Source organism: Streptomyces luomodiensis (assembly GCF_031679605.1).
GTDB lineage: Bacteria > Actinomycetota > Actinomycetes > Streptomycetales > Streptomycetaceae > Streptomyces > Streptomyces luomodiensis.
This window is the reverse complement of the sequence record NZ_CP117522.1, coordinates 6,249,860-6,264,913: the sequence shown is the minus strand read 5'-3', so window position 1 is coordinate 6,264,913 and position 15,054 is coordinate 6,249,860. Positions and strand designations below refer to the sequence as shown.

General features: G+C 72.2%; 11 protein-coding genes. 9 read left to right on the top strand and 2 right to left on the bottom strand.

What is annotated here, in order from left to right:
- The first annotated feature begins 37 nt into the window (after window positions 1–37).
- Window positions 38–2,464 (top strand): SpoIIE family protein phosphatase, encoded by a 2,427-nt coding sequence (locus tag PS467_RS26395; protein WP_311037328.1) that lies wholly within the window; start codon window positions 38–40, stop codon window positions 2,462–2,464.
- A gap of 44 nt (window positions 2,465–2,508) precedes the next feature.
- On the opposite strand, the gene PS467_RS26390 is transcribed toward PS467_RS26395, so the two are convergent.
- Window positions 2,509–3,156: a TetR/AcrR family transcriptional regulator gene (locus PS467_RS26390; RefSeq protein ID WP_311037327.1), complete on the bottom strand. Its 648-nt coding sequence runs from the start codon at window positions 3,154–3,156 to the stop codon at window positions 2,509–2,511.
- A gap of 114 nt (window positions 3,157–3,270) precedes the next feature.
- On the opposite strand from PS467_RS26390, the gene PS467_RS26385 reads away from it, so the two are divergent.
- From PS467_RS26385 to PS467_RS26375, 3 genes are read left to right on the top strand one after another with little or no spacing between them, the layout of a single operon-like run.
- Window positions 3,271–4,191, top strand: coding sequence for a shikimate dehydrogenase (locus PS467_RS26385; RefSeq protein ID WP_311037326.1), 921 nt, complete (start codon window positions 3,271–3,273; stop codon window positions 4,189–4,191).
- A 2-nt stretch (window positions 4,192–4,193) separates the two neighbouring features.
- On the top strand, window positions 4,194–5,996 hold the full coding sequence (locus tag PS467_RS26380) for a bifunctional sugar phosphate isomerase/epimerase/4-hydroxyphenylpyruvate dioxygenase family protein (RefSeq protein ID WP_311037325.1): 1,803 nt from the start codon (window positions 4,194–4,196) through the stop codon (window positions 5,994–5,996).
- A 56-nt stretch (window positions 5,997–6,052) separates the two neighbouring features.
- Complete coding sequence (locus PS467_RS26375) at window positions 6,053–7,486, top strand: Nramp family divalent metal transporter (RefSeq protein WP_311037324.1); 1,434 nt, start codon at window positions 6,053–6,055, stop codon at window positions 7,484–7,486.
- A 73-nt stretch (window positions 7,487–7,559) separates the two neighbouring features.
- On the opposite strand, the gene PS467_RS26370 is transcribed toward PS467_RS26375, so the two are convergent.
- Complete coding sequence (locus tag PS467_RS26370; protein WP_311037323.1) at window positions 7,560–9,797, bottom strand: transglycosylase domain-containing protein; 2,238 nt, start codon at window positions 9,795–9,797, stop codon at window positions 7,560–7,562.
- 217 nt (window positions 9,798–10,014) lie between these two features.
- Here PS467_RS26370 and PS467_RS26365 point away from each other — a divergent pair, with 217 nt between their 5' ends.
- The 5 genes from PS467_RS26365 (at window position 10,015) to PS467_RS26345 (ending at window position 14,998) form a co-directional block, all read left to right on the top strand.
- Window positions 10,015–10,974, top strand: a complete 960-nt coding sequence (locus PS467_RS26365) for an SPFH domain-containing protein (RefSeq protein ID WP_311037322.1) — start codon at window positions 10,015–10,017, stop codon at window positions 10,972–10,974.
- A complete protein-coding gene (locus tag PS467_RS26360; protein ID WP_311037321.1) occupies window positions 10,971–11,297 on the top strand; it encodes a type II toxin-antitoxin system antitoxin in 327 nt (108 codons plus the stop codon). The genes PS467_RS26365 and PS467_RS26360 overlap by 4 nt, the downstream gene beginning before the upstream one ends.
- Window positions 11,298–11,391: 94 nt before the next feature.
- A complete protein-coding gene (locus PS467_RS26355; RefSeq protein WP_268974168.1) occupies window positions 11,392–11,916 on the top strand; it encodes a PadR family transcriptional regulator in 525 nt (174 codons plus the stop codon).
- Window positions 11,913–12,599, top strand: coding sequence for an ABC transporter ATP-binding protein (locus PS467_RS26350; protein ID WP_311037320.1), 687 nt, complete (start codon window positions 11,913–11,915; stop codon window positions 12,597–12,599). The genes PS467_RS26355 and PS467_RS26350 overlap by 4 nt, the downstream gene beginning before the upstream one ends.
- On the top strand, window positions 12,596–14,998 hold the full coding sequence (locus PS467_RS26345) for an ABC transporter permease (RefSeq protein ID WP_311037319.1): 2,403 nt from the start codon (window positions 12,596–12,598) through the stop codon (window positions 14,996–14,998). The genes PS467_RS26350 and PS467_RS26345 overlap by 4 nt, the downstream gene beginning before the upstream one ends.
- The last annotated feature ends 56 nt before the right edge of the window (window positions 14,999–15,054 follow it).

The following is a 15,054-nucleotide window of genomic DNA, read 5'->3' as shown; positions in this document are numbered from 1 at the left end:
TGCGGGCGCACGGCCCCGGACGGATGGAAACCCACGCGTGACGGAGCACCCCACCTCCCACAACAGGCGGCAGGCGGCCACCCCTGCCGCCGCCCCGGGCGCGCCCGCGCCCGACGACGCGCACGGCGCGGTCCCGGACCCGCGGACCGCCGTGCGGCAGACGGCTGCCCCCGGTCAGGAGCCGGACGGCGGCCGGCCGCGTCCCGCCTTCCCCGCGGACGGCCCCTCGGCCCCGGCGGCCCACGACGGCCCCCCGGGGCCCGGCCAGGAGCCCGCGCCCCGCGCCAGAGACCGCGGCGCGGCCCCGGCGTGCGGCGGCGACCCCCATCGGAGCGGATGCGGGCACCACGGCGGGACGGGCGCGGACGGTGCGGACGGCACGGACGGGCGGGGAGGCGCCGCCGCGGCACGCGGTGGTGGAGGCAGGGAGCGCCGGGACACGGCGGAGAGCGAGCACCCGGCGCAGCCGGAGCACGGCACACCGGAGGGCGAGCCTGTGTGGGACGCGGATCGCAATGCCGCCAGAGGCGCGGCGCGACGGAACGGCGGGACCGGCCCCGGCGAACAGCCCCCGGCCGCCCAGGGCGGCGGCCGGGGCGCGGCGTGGCGGGGCGCCGGTGCGGGTGAGCACCCGGCGCAGCCCGGCGACACCCATACGGCGGCCGCCGCGGCGGGCCAGGTGGGGTACGGCACACCGGCGGGCGGGGCGCCCCCGGTGCCGCCGGCGGGTGGGGCCGCCGCCGACGCCGCCGCGCGGGACCGGAGCGGCGACCGGCTGCGGTTCGTGGGGGCCGCGACCCGGCGGATCGCCCGGGGTATCGACCTGGACGAGATCGTGCTGGGCCTGTGCCGGGCCACCGTGCCCACCTTCGCCGACGCGATCCTGGTGTATCTGCGTGATCCGCTGCCGGTCGGCGACGAGCGCCCGGTCGGCCCGATGATGCTGCGGCTGCGCCGTACCGACCGGATTCCGCTGGACCCGGACACCGACAGCGGCCGGCTGGCGCTGATGTCCTCGCAGTCCGATCTCTCGCCCGCCGTGGGCGGGGGCCCGGCGGCCGAGCTGTGCGAGGTGGAGGCGGGCGGTCCGCTGGCCGAGGTGCTGCGCGGGGTGCGGCCGGTGTTCGGCGACTCCCAGGCCGCCCGCGCCGCGCTGCCCCAGCTCCTCGGCGAGGGCCCGTGCGTGGCGACCGGTCAGCGCACCGTGCTGGCCCCGATGCGCGGCCGCCGCCGGGTGATCGGCGCGGCGGTGTTCGTACGCCGCCCGGACCGGCCGCCGTTCGAACCGGACGATCTGCTGGTGGCGGCCCAGCTGGCCACCCACACCGCGCTCGGCGTCGACAAGGCGGTGCTGTACGGACGCGAGGTCTACATCGCGGACGAGTTGCAGCGCACCATGCTGCCCGACTCGCTGCCGCAGCCCACCGGCGTCCGGCTGGCCAGCCGCTACCTGCCGGCCGCCGAGACGGCCCGGGTGGGCGGCGACTGGTACGACGCGATCCCGCTGCCGGGCAACCGGGTGGCGCTGGTGGTCGGCGATGTGATGGGCCATTCGATGACCTCCGCCGCGATCATGGGCCAGCTGCGCACCACCGCGCAGACCCTCGCCGGGCTCGACCTGCCGCCGCAGGAGGTGCTGCACCACCTCGACGAGCAGGCCCAGCGGCTGGGCACCGACCGCATGGCCACCTGCCTCTACGCGGTCTACGACCCCGTCGCGCACCGCATCGTGGTCGCCAACGCGGGCCATCCGCCGCCCCTTCTGCTGCACCGGGGCGGCCGCGCCGAGGTGCTGCGGGTGCCGCCGGGGGCGCCGATCGGGGTCGGCGGGGTCGACTTCGAGGCGGTCGAGCTGGACGCGCCGGCCGGGGCCACCCTGATGCTCTACACCGACGGGCTGGTCGAATCGCGGATGCGCGATGTGTGGACCGGTATCGAGCAGCTGCGCGAACGGCTGACCGCCACCGCCCGGCTCACCGGCCCCAACCCGCCGCCGCTGGAGCCGCTGTGCGACGAGGTGCTGGACATGCTCGGCCCCGGCGACCGGGACGACGACGTGGCGCTGCTCGCGGCCCGCTTCGAGGGCATCGCGCCCAGCGATGTCGCCTACTGGTTCCTGGACCCGAAGGCGCAGACGGCCGGGCAGGCGCGCCGGCTGACCCGCCGGGCGCTGGCCCGCTGGGATCTGGACGATCTGACGGACGCGGTGGAGCTGCTGGTCAGCGAGGTGGTGACCAACGCGGTGCGCTATGCGGAACGGCCGATCACGCTGCGGCTGCTGCGCACGGACGTACTGCGCTGCGAGGTCGGGGACGACGTCCCCCAGCTGCCGCGGCTGCGCCAGGCCCGGCCGTCCGACGAGGGCGGGCGCGGGCTGTACCTGGTGAACCGGCTGGCCCGGCGCTGGGGCGCGACCCGGCTGTCCACGGGAAAGGTCGTCTGGTTCGAACTGGCGATGCCCTGAGCGGCGCCGCGAGGAAGATGAACACGGGTCCTGCGCCGCGAGGTTCAGGACCCGTCGCGCAGGTAGGACACGACCATGTCGCCGAGCATCCGGCGGTAGTGGGCGCGGCGCTCCGGGTCGAGGGGGTCGCGGCCGAAGAGGGTGCCGAAGGTGTGCTGGTTGGCCACCGGGAAGACGGCGAATGAGCTGATCATCATGTGGACGTCGACGGCGTCGACGCCGTCCCGGAAGACGCCCTGCTCACGGCCGCGGGCGAGGATGCCGGAGATCAGGTCGATCACCGGGGTGCCGGCCTTGCCCAGCGTCTCGGACTTGGCCAGGTGCTCGGCCCGGTGGATGTTCTCGATGGACACCAGCCGGATGAAGTCGGCGTGCTGGGTGTGGTGGTCGTAGGTCAGCTCGGCCAGGTGCCGGATGGCCTCGGCGGGGTCCAGCCCCGTGACGTCCACGGCCTGTTCGGCCTCGCGGATGCCGGTGTAGGCGCGCTCCAGGACCTTGATGTAGAGCTGCTCCTTGCCGCCGAAGTAGTAGTAGATCATCCGCTTGGTGGTGCGGGTGAGGGCGGCTATCTCGTCGACGCGGGCCCCGGCGTAGCCGCGCTCGGCGAATTCCCGGGTGGCGACGTCCAGGATCTCGGCCTGGGTGCGGGCGGCGTCGCGGAGGCGGCTGTTCTTCGGCGGCTGATCGCTCATGCTGGGGCCACTCTACGTGCAGGGGGTTCACAAGACGGCGTTCCGTGCCTTTTACTGACCGGGCTACTAACGAACCAGTTCGTACATTAGCCGGGAACGCAGGAGGTCGCCCGTATGCGGGGCAGTGCTCGGGAGTCACAGGAGTCGCGGGAGTCACAGGACGGACGGGAGTCCTATCTGGTGGGGCTGATCGGCTCCGGAGTGGGCCCCTCGCTCTCCCCCGCCCTGCACCAGCGCGAGGCCGACCGCCACGGGCTGCGGTACCTCTACCGCACGATCGACATCGACCCGCTGGGCCTCGGCCCGGACGGGGTGGGCCGGCTGGTGCGGGCCGCCGCGGCGCTGGGCTTCGACGGGCTGAACATCACCCACCCCTGCAAACAGGCGGTGATCGAGCACCTCGACGGGCTGTCGGAGGACGCCGCGCAGCTCGGCGCGGTCAACACGGTCGTCTTCGAGGCGGACGGCCGGGCGATCGGCCACAACACCGACTGGTCCGGGTTCGCCCGCTCCTTCGCCCGCGGCCTGCCCGACGTGCCCACCGGCGAGGTGGTGCTGCTCGGCGCGGGCGGGGCGGGCGCGGCCGTCGCCCACGCGCTGCTCACCGTCGGCGCCGACCGGCTCACCCTGGCCGACACCGACCAGGAGCGGGCCGAAGCGCTCGCCGAGGCGCTGGCCGGACGGTTCGGCGCCACCCGGGTCCGTACCGTGGCCCCCGACGGGCTCCCGGCGGCCGTCGGGGGCGCGGACGGGCTGGTGCACGCCACCCCCACCGGGATGGCCGCCCACCCCGGGCTGCCGCTCCCCGCCGAGCTGCTGCGCCGCGACCTGTGGGTCGCCGAGGTGGTCTACCGGCCGCTGCGGACCGCGCTGCTCACCGCCGCCCGCGCGGCCGGCTGCCGGACCCTGGACGGCGGCGGCATGGCCGTCTTCCAGGCCGCCGACGCCTTCCGGCTCTTCACCGGCCGGGAACCCGACGCCGAACGGATGCTGGCCGACCTCTCCGACCTGCTCAAGCTCCCCGCCGGAGGCTGATCATGCGCAAGTCCATCGCCACCGTGTGTCTCAGCGGCACTCTCGACGAGAAGCTCACCGCCGTCGCCGCCGCCGGTTTCGACGGGGTGGAGATCTTCGAGAACGATCTGCTGGCCAGCCCGCTGTCCCCGGAACGGGTCCGGGACCGTGCCGCCGAGCTCGGCCTGGCCATCGACCTCTTCCAGCCCTTCCGCGACTTCGAGGCCGTCCCCGAGGACCTCCTGGCCCGCAATCTGCGCCGCGCCGAGAAGAAGTTCGCGGTCATGGAGCGGCTCGGGGCGGATCTGATGCTGGTGTGCTCCAACGTCTCCCCCGCCGCCCTCGACGACGACGCCCTCGCCGCCGAGCAGCTGCGGCTGCTGGCCGAACGGGCCGCCGACCACGGCATCCGGATCGCCTACGAGGCACTGGCCTGGGGCCGGCAGGTGAACACCTACGACCACGCCTGGCGGATCGTGCGGCAGGCCGACCACCCGGCGCTCGGCACCTGTCTGGACAGCTTCCACATCCTCTCGCGCGGCTCGGACCCCAAGGGCATCGAGGAGATCCCCGGCGAGAAGATCTTCTTCCTCCAGCTCGCCGACGCCCCGCTGATGGCCATGGACGTCCTCCAGTGGAGCCGCCACTACCGCTGCTTCCCCGGCCAGGGCGGCTTCGACGTGGCGGGGCTGCTGGAGCACGTGCTGCGGGCCGGCTACGACGGGCCGCTGTCCCTGGAGGTCTTCAACGACGTCTTCCGGCAGGGCGACACGGCCCGCACCGCCGTGGACGCGCTGCGCTCGCTGATCGCCCTGGAGGAGGCGGCCGGCCGCACCGATCTGCCCGCCCCGGTCGTCCCCACCGGCTTCGCCTTCGCCGAGCTGGCGGCGGCCGGCCCCGAGCTGCCCGCGCTGCTCACCGGGCTCGGCTTCGCCCGCACCGGCCGCCACCACTCCAAGCCCGTGGAGCTGTGGGAGCAGGGCGAGGCCCGGATCGTCCTCAACCACGGCCTCGACGCCGGTACCGGGCACCCCGAACCGGCGCTCGCCGCCATCGGCCTGGAGACCCCCGATCCGGCCGCGTCCACGGTCCGCGCGCGGGCCCTGCTCTCCCCCGTCCTGCCGCGCCACCGGGCCGTGGCGGACGCCCCGCTGGACGCGGTCGCCGCACCCGACTCCACCGAGCTCTTCTTCTGCCGCACCGAACGCCCCGACCACCCCAGCTGGACCGGCGACTTCACCCCGCGCGCCGCCACGGCCTCCCCCGCCGGCGTCACCCACATCGACCATGTGGCGCTCACCCAGCCCGGACACCACTTCGACGAGGCGTCGCTGTTCTACCGCGCCGTGCTGGGCCTGCGGCCGCACGAGTCCCTGGAGCTCGCCGACCCCTGCGGACTGCTGCGCAGCCGGGCCGTGTCCAACGCCGACGGCTCGGTGCGCCTCGCCCTCAACGTGGCCCAGGTCCGTCCGGGGCCGGGCCCCTCCGGCTCGCTGTGGCAGCACATCGCGCTGCACAGCCGGGACATCGTCAGCACCGCGCGCCGGCTGCGGGAGCTCGGCGCGCCCCTGCTGCCCATCCCCGACAACTACTACGACGACCTCGAAGCGCGCCATGAGCTCGATCCCCAGCTCCATCGCACCCTGCGGGAACTCGGCCTGCTCTACGACCGGGACGACAGCGGCTCGTTCCTGCACCTGTACACGACCACCGTCGGCCGGGTCTTCTTCGAGATCGTCCAGCGGATCGACGGCTACCAGGGCTACGGCGCGGCCAACGCGCCCGTACGCCTGGCCGCCCAGCACACCCGCACCCGCACCCGCTGAACACACCCCCCGTCCCCCCGTTCCGGATACGGCCTCGCCGTCCCCGAGGAGCCGCCATGTCGTCAACGTCGTCGACACCGTCCACCCAGCACCCACCGCACCCGGCCGACCCGCCCCACGTCCTCGAACTGCCCGAACCACCACCGCTGCGCACGATGGTCGGCCCCGGGATCGTCGCCGTCGGGATCGGCATGGCGGCCGGAGAGATCATCCTCTGGCCCTATCTGACCTCGATCGGCGGGCTCGGGCTGCTGTGGCTGGCGGTGGTGACCCTGGTCGTCCAGACAGCGATCAACATGGAGATCGAGCGCTACACCCTGGCCACCGGGCAGACCGTGGTGGCCGGATTCTCCCGCTGGAACAAGGCGTGGGGCATCCTGATCTGCCTGGCCGGCGCGTTCCAGTACGTCTGGCCCGGCTGGGCCACCTCCGGGTCGACGACGCTGACGTATCTGACCGGCGGCGGCGATGTGGTCTGGATCACCGTGGGCTCGCTCGTGGCCTTCGGGGTGGTGCTGACCGCCTCACCGGTGATCTACCGCACGATCGAGAAGGTCGAGCTGGTCAAGGTCGGGCTGACGCTCTTCTTCCTCGCCGTCGTGGTGGTCGCCGTCATCGGCTGGCACACCTGGAGCACGGCGGGTGAGAAGACCGTCACCGGCGTCGGCCGGATTCCGCACGGCATCACCTTCACCATGATCCTCAGCGCGCTGGGCGCCGCCGGCGCGGGCGGGGTGCACAACCTGGTGCTCAGCAACTGGATCCGGGACAAGGGCTACGGCATGGGCGCCCACGTCCCCAAGCTGATCTCTCCCATCACCGGCCAGTCCGAGGCGTCCGGCGCCGACCGCTACACCTTCCCGCAGGACGAGGCGAACCTGGCCCGCTGGCGAGTGTGGTGGCGCCGGGCCAACACCGAGCACATCGTGTCCTTCTTCGGCGTCTGCCTGGTCACGATCGGGCTGATGAGCATGCTCGCCTACGAGACCCTCTTCGGACGCGACGACGTCGAGAACAGCCCGACGTTCCTGCGCCTCCAGGGCGATCTGCTGGGGCAGCAGGTGGGCGACTGGCTGAAGATCCTCTTCCTCGCGGTGGCCACGGTCTCGCTCTGGGCCGCCTCGATCGGTCTGCTCGACGTCATCGGACGCGTGGTCAGCGACTTCGCCAAGCGCAACTACCTGGCGGACTCGGCCTTCTGGACCGAGGGCCGGCTGTACTTCGCGGTGGTCTGGGCCGAGGTCGGCATCGGCTCGGCGATCCTGCTGTCCGGTGTCAGCCAGCCCATCGTGCTGCTGACCATCTCCACCTGCGCCGCCTCCATCGTCACCCTCGTCTACACAGTGCTGCTGATCCGGCTCAACCGCCGTGACCTGCCGGCCGCCATCCGGCTGCGCGGACCGCGACTGATCATGATGCTGCTGGCCATCGGCTTCTACGGCTTCTTCGCTCTCGCGATGCTCAAGAGCCAGCTGGAGGCGAACTTCTGACTCTCGGGCCCGGTGGCCGTAACGCACGGGGGCGGGCGTGCCGTCCGGGCACGCCCGCCCCGCCGCGTCACCGCTATGGCTGCTGTTGCTGCTGTCTGCGCAGCAGGCCGGGGGGATCGTCCGAGGCCGAGCCCGACGGGTCGGGCGGGCTCGGGGAGGTGTCGTCCGACGGCGACGCCGACGACGAGGCGGACGGCGACTCGCTGTCGGACGCGCTGGCCGACGGCGACGCGGAGGGCGACTCGCTGTCGGACGCGCTCGCCGACGGGCTGGCCGACGGCGACTCGGAGGTCTCGCTCGAACTCGGCGGCGCGGGTGGCTTGACCGCCGCCCCCATGTCGGTGTCCAGGTCGAACTTCGACGCGCCTTCGCCGTTCAGCGCGGCCTCGGTGTACGCGGCCCAGATCCTGGCCGGGAAGTCACCGCCGTTGACCCGGCCGCCGCCCGCGGTGCCCTTGAGCGAGACCTGCTTGCCCTTCTCGCCCTCGCCGAACATGCCGACGGAGGTCACCAGGTCGGGGGTGTAGCCGGAGAACCAGGCCGACTTGTTGTCGTCCGAGGTGCCGGTCTTGCCCGCGACCGCCTGTCCCTGCTGCCGCACCGCCTGACCGGTGCCGTCGTCGACCACACCGGTGAGGACGGAGGTGACGGAGTCGGCGGCGCCCCGGCTGATCGCCTGACCGTTGGTGGGGTCGGGCAACTCGGCCCGCTCGTCGCCCTTCTCGGCGGACTTCACGAACGCCGGGGTGACCTTCTTGCCGTGGTTGTCGAGGGTCGCGTAGACCCCGGCCATCTGGTACGGGCTGGCCCCCATCACACCCAGCGACATCGCCGGGCGTACGTCGAAGCCGCCCGCTTCCTCGTCCATGCCGAGGTCGATGGCGGTGCTCTTCACCTTCTCCAGCCCCACGTCCACCGCCATCTGCGCGAACACGGAGTTCACGGAGTTGTTCATGGCCTTCTGGACGGAGATGGGGCCGTAGGACTTGTTGTCCTCGTTCGGCGGGGCGAAGCCGACCGCGGAGCCCTTGACCGGCCGTCTGCTGGTGCCGTCGTAGACGGTGCTCGCCGTGATCGGGGTGCCGTCCTGCGTGGTGGAGCCGTTCTCCAGCGCGGAGGCGAGGATCAGCGGCTTGAAGGTGGAGGCGGGCTGGTAGTCCGCGCGGGTGGCGTTGTTCCAGTAGTGCTCGGTGGAGCCGGCACCGCCGTACATCGCCACCACACCGCCGGTCTTCGGATCCACCGAGACCGCGCCGACCTGGGCGTATCCGTCGACCTTGCGTTCCTTCGGGTCGAGCTTGTCGGTCAGCTGGGTGTGGACCGCCTTCTCCAGCGCCTGCTGCTTCTTCCGGTCGATGTTGAGGGTGATCGTCCAGCCGCCGGCCAGCAGTTCGTCCTCCGAGACCCCGGCCTTGACCAGCTCCTTCTTGGCGGCCTCGATGGCGTACCCGGCCTGGCCCTCGGCCCCGGGGATGGGGCGCGGGTCGACCGGGACGTCGAACTTCATGCCCTTGCGCTCGGACGCGCTCAGCCAGCCCTTCTCGACCATGTTGTCCAGGACGTAGTTCCAGCGGGCCTTCACCAGCCGCTTGCCGTTGGGACCCGCCGCCGACCAGTCGTACTGGCTGGGCGCCTGGAGCACCGACGCGAGATAGGCGCCCTGCGCGACGCTGAGGTCCTCGACGTCCTTGTTGTAGTACGCGCGGGCGGCGGCCTGGATGCCGTAGGCGCCGCGGCCGTAGTAGCTGGTGTTGATGTAGCCCGCCAGGATGTAGTCCTTGGACTTCTGCTGGTCGACCTTGAGCGAGATGACCAGCTCCTTCAGCTTGCGGCTGACGGTCTGTTCCTGGCTGAGGTAGTAGTTCTTGACGTACTGCTGGGTGATGGTCGAACCACCCTGCTTGCCCCGGCCCAGCGCGGTGTTGATCAGACCGCGGACGGTGCCGGTGAACGAGACGCCGGAGTCGCTGTAGAAGTCCTTGTTCTCGGCGGCGACGAAGGTGTGCTGCACCGGTTTGGGGATCTTGGACAGCGGTACGGACTCACGGTTGACCTGGCCGGTCTTCGCCATGATCGTGCCGTCGCTGTACTTGTAGATGTTGGCCTCCGCCTTGGCCGCGGCGTTGGCCGGGGGAACGCTCACCATCAGGTAGAGGACGAAGAATCCCCCGATGAACAACAGGCAGAGCCCCAGGACGTAGCCGAGCAGCCACTTCCAGGTGAAGAAGCGGCGTATACCCCCCGCCTTCGCCGCCCGCTTGGCTCTGCGAGCGCCCTTCTTCCGCGCGCGTCGCTCTTCCGCTCTACCCATCGCTCCCGCCGCTCCAGTCCGTAAGCCCTCGGGCCAGCTCATGAAGCTAACACCGCAACAACCCGCAAATGCCCATCGATCAAGCTTTTTCCCGAGGTGACAAAAAGCACCCACGGCACGGGAACTGACGGCTTACGGGCGCAAAGGGTTGCCGGGAAGGATTAATGTGCTATCACTTTGATAGACCGCGCCACCGAACGGAAACGGGGAGCCCACCATGTCCGACACCACCTCCACCGACGGCGACATCACCAACAAGGCCGACATACCGCCCCTCCCGGAACCGCGGGTGCGGGAGCGGCCCGCGCGCAACGTCAGCGGCGGGCTGGCTCTGCTCGGCGGCCTGGCCGGGCTGGCGGGCGGCGTGGGCCTGATCTTCGCGGGGGCCGCCGTCGCCGCCGAGCACAAGGGCGCCTGGTCCACGTCGCTGATCGTGTCCGGCATCGTGGTGATCATCGCCGCGCTGCTCACCATGGGCGGCCTCAACACGATCGCGCCCGGCGAGGCCCGGGTGGTCCAGCTCTTCGGCCGCTACCGGGGCACGATCCGCACCGACGGGCTGCGCTGGGTGAACCCGCTCACCAGCCGCGAGAAGATCTCCACCCGGGTGCGCAACCACGAGACCGCCGTGCTCAAGGTCAACGACGCCTACGGCAACCCGATCGAGCTGGCCGCGGTCGTCGTCTGGAAGGTCGAGGACACCGCCCAGGCGATGTTCGAGGTGGACGACTTCCTGGAGTTCGTCGCCACCCAGACCGAGGCCGCGGTGCGGCACATCGCCATCGAGTACCCGTACGACGCCCATGAGGAGGGCGTCCTCTCGCTGAGCGGCAACGCCGAGGAGATCACCGAGAAGCTCGCCGTCGAACTGCACGCCCGGGTCGAGGCGGCCGGGGTCCGCATCATCGAATCGCGCTTCACCCACCTCGCCTACGCCCCGGAGATCGCCTCCGCGATGCTCCAGCGCCAGCAGGCGGGCGCGGTGGTGGCCGCGCGCCGGGAGATCGTGGAAGGCGCGGTCGGCATGGTCGAGGCGGCGCTGGCCCGGATCACCGAGGAGGAGATCGTGGTGCTGGACGAGGAGCGCAAGGCGGCGATGGTCAGCAATCTGATGGTGGTGCTCTGCGGGGACCGCTCCCCGCAGCCGGTCCTGAATACCGGCACGCTGTACCAGTGACGGACGAGAAGGAGAGCGGGCGGGAGCCACGGCAGCCGCGGCAGCGCAAGCAGATGCTGCTGCGGCTCGACCCGGCCGTCCACGACGCCCTCGCGCGGTGGGCCGACGACGAACTGCGCAGCGCCAACGCGCAGATCGAGTTCCTGCTGCGCAAGGCGCTCGCGGAGGCGGGCCGGCTGCCCCGCGCGGCGCGCCCGATCCCCCGCCGGGGCCGCCCGCCCCGGCGGCCCGCGGAGGGCGCGGGCGGCGCGGAGGGGGCGGACGGCGCGGGCGGCACGGACGGCGCGGGCGGCACCGCGGGCACCGAGCGCGCACCGGATTAGCCCCCCACCTCGCCCAACCCCACCTGACCTGCGAAAACGCACCGCACACCGCAGCTATACACACGAGGTATACGCATGGTGTAGAGTGCCACGCATGTCAATTGGCCACACCCTGCTCGGACTCCTGGAAGGCGGCCCGCGCCACGGCTATGACCTGAAGCGGGCCTTCGACGAAAGATTCGGACACGACCGCCCGCTCCACTACGGGCAGGTCTACTCGACCATGTCCAGGCTGTTGAAGAACGGCCTGGTGGAGGTCGACGGCATCGAGCACGGAGGCGGCCCGGAGCGCAAGCGCTACGCCATCACCGACGCGGGCATCACCGATGTGGAGCACTGGCTCGCCGAGCCCGAGAAGCCCGAGCCGTACCTCCAGTCGGTCCTCTACACCAAGGTCGTCATCGCCCTGCTCACCGGGCGCGACGCGGCCGATCTGCTCGACGTCCAGCGCGCCGAACACCTGCGGCTGATGCGCGAGCTGACGCAGCGCAAGCACGGCGGCGACCTCAGCGACCAACTCATCTGCGACCACGCCCTCTTCCACCTCGAGGCCGATCTGCGCTGGCTGGAACTCACCGCTGCCCGCCTCGGCCAACTCGCCAAGGCGGTGCGTTCATGACCACGGCAGGCTCCCTGCTGATCGCCACGTCCCTGCACAAGACGTACGGCCACACCCCCGCCCTGGACGGCGCGGACTTCGCCATCAACCCCGGCGAGGTCGTCGCCGTCATGGGCCCCTCCGGCTCCGGCAAGTCGACGCTGCTGCACTGCCTGGCGGGGATCGTGAAGCCGGACTCCGGCACCGTCCACTACAACGGGCGCGAGCTGACCGCCATGTCGGACAGCGAGCGCAGCGGGCTGCGCCGCGGCGAGTTCGGCTTCGTCTTCCAGTTCGGCCAGCTGGTCCCCGAGCTGACCTGCGTGGAGAACGTCGCGCTGCCGCTGCGGCTGAACGGCACCAAGCGCAAGGAGGCCGAGACCCGGGCGGCGGCCTGGCTGGAGCGGCTGGAGGTCGCGAATGTGGCGCCCAAGCGGCCCGGCGAGGTCTCCGGCGGCCAGGGGCAGCGGGTCGCCGTCGCCCGGTCGCTGGTCACCGGGCCGCGGGTGCTGTTCGCCGACGAGCCGACCGGCGCCCTGGACTCGCTCAACGGGGAGCGGGTGATGGAGCTGCTGACCGAGGCCGCCCGGGACACCCGTACCGCCGTGGTCCTGGTCACCCACGAGGCCCGGGTCGCCGCCTACTCCGACCGCGAGATCGTCGTCCGCGACGGCAAGGCCCGGAACATGGCGGGGGTCCGATGACCGGCCAGGACGCCCCGCCGGCGGAGCCCGGCGGCCGCGCCTCCACCGCCCGCTGGGCCGCCGACCTCGCCATGGGCGCGCGCTTCGCGGTCAACGGCGGGCGGGAGAGCTGGGCCAGGACGGTCATGACGGCGGTGGGCGTCGGCCTCGGCGTGGCGCTGCTGCTGCTCGCCGCCTCCATCCCCACCGCGCACGCGCTGCGCGGCGAGCGGACCGACGCCCGGTCCGTGTACAGCTTCAGCGTGCTGAAGCCCCGCCCCGACACGATCGGCGTCGGCGACGCGGGCACCACCTACCGCGACCGGGACATCGGCGGCTTCATCCTGGCCCCCGACGGCGACCGCAACCGCGACGCACTGCCCGCGCCGCCGGGTGTCGACCGGTTCCCGGCCCCCGGCGAGATGTGGGTCTCGCCCGCGCTGAAGCGGCTGCTCGACTCCGACGAGGGCGAACTGCTCCGGGAGCGCTTCCCGTACCGCACCGCCGGGGTGATCGGCGACAGCGGGCTGGCCGGCCCGGCCGAGTTCCTCTACTACGCGGGAGTCAGCCAGAAGACGCTCGAGCGGGTCGGCGCCTCGTACCACATCGACCACTGGGGCAACGGGGACCACGGGGACGAGCCCCTGAACCCCGCGCTGCTGCTGCTGATCATCGTGGGCTGTGTGGTGCTGCTGCTGCCGGTGCTCATCTTCATCGCCACCGCCGCCCGCTTCGGCGGCGAGCGGCGCGACCGGAGGCTGGCCGCGCTGCGGCTGGTGGGCGCTGACGTCCATATGACCCGCCGGATCGCCGCCGGTGAGTCGCTCTTCGGTGCCCTGCTCGGGCTCACCGTCGGCACCGGGCTGTTCCTGCTGGCGCGGGAGGTGATCGGCGGCGTCACGCTGTGGGACATCAGCTTCTTCACCTCCGACATCCGGCCGTCCCTCCCGCTCGCCCTGGCGATCGCGGTGGCCGTGCCCGCCCTCGCCGTCGTCGTCACCCTGGTCGCCCTGCGCGGTATCGCCATCGAGCCGCTGGGGGTCGTGCGGAACGCCACCCCCAAGCGGCGGCGCCTGTGGTGGCGGCTGCTGATGCCGCTGCTGGGCATGGGACTGCTGCTGCCGCTCGCGAGCAGCTTCGAGGGCAGCAGCAGGCAGGCGTACCAGGCCGCGGCCGGCGCCGTCCTGCTCCTCATCGGCACCACCGCACTGCTGCCCTGGGTCGTCGAGGCCGTGGTGGAACGGTTCGGCGGCAAGGGCTCGGTGCCCTGGCAGCTCGCCACCCGCCGGCTCCAGCTCAGCAGCGGCACCGCGGCGCGCGCGGTCAGCGGCATCACGATCGCCGTCGCCGGGGCCCTCGCGCTCCAGATGCTCTTCGCCAGCGTGGAGGCCGAGGACACCAGGTCGACCGGCCAGGACCCGAACCGCGCCCAGCTGATGACGAACGTCCCGGTGGCCGACGGCACCCAGGCCCGCGACGCCTTCGAGCGGTACCGCGCGACCAAGGGCGTGACCAGTGTGCTCGGTGTCACCGAGGACTACGTCTCCGCCACCCACGGCGACAAGGCGGACCCGTCGGCGGTCTCGGAGGAGGCCCTCACCGTCGCCGACTGCCCCTCGCTGCGCGAGGTGATCCGCCTCACCAGCTGCGAGAACGGCGATGTCTTCTTCGTCGAATCGCCCGACTTCGACGGGTCCGGCGACACCTTCGCCCACCCGGGCGCCCAGGTCAACCTCGCCTACGACGACGAGGGCATACCGGACCTGGACCACCAGAAACTGTGGACGATCCCCCGCTCCGCCCAGGTGGTGAAGTCCCGGAAGGACCCGACGGGACAGGAGCGCACCGGCATCTTCGCCACTCCCGGTGCCCTCGACATCGCCGATCTGGCGGATCCGAAGGCGACTGCCATGATCCGGGTGGACCCGAAGGTGCCGGACGCGACCGAGTACGTGCGCAACACCAGCGTGGAGTTCTCCCCGTCGCTGTATGTGATGCGGCTCTCCAGCACCAAGCAGTCGGACGAGTTCACCGCCATTCGCCGCGGACTGTTCATCGGCGCGACCGCGACCCTGCTGCTCATCGGGGCCAGCATGATCGTGACCACCCTGGAGCAGCTCCGCGAGCGCAAGCGACTGCTGTCCGTCCTGGTCGCCTTCGGCACCCGGCGCACCACGCTCAGCTGGTCCGTGCTGTGGCAGACGGCGGTCCCGGTGGTGCTGGGACTGGCGCTGTCGGTCGCGGGCGGGCTCGCGCTGGGCATGCTGCTGCTGAAGATGGTCGGCCAGCCGCTGACCGTGGACTGGGCCGGACTCGGCGCCATGACGGGCATCGGCGCCGGCGTCATCCTGCTGGTGACCCTGGTCAGCCTGCCGCCGCTGTGGCGGATGATGCGGCCGGAGGGCCTGCGGACGGAGTAGTCCCCGTTCCGCCGCGCCCACACCGGGGGCCGTTCCCACCTGCGGGAACGGTCCCT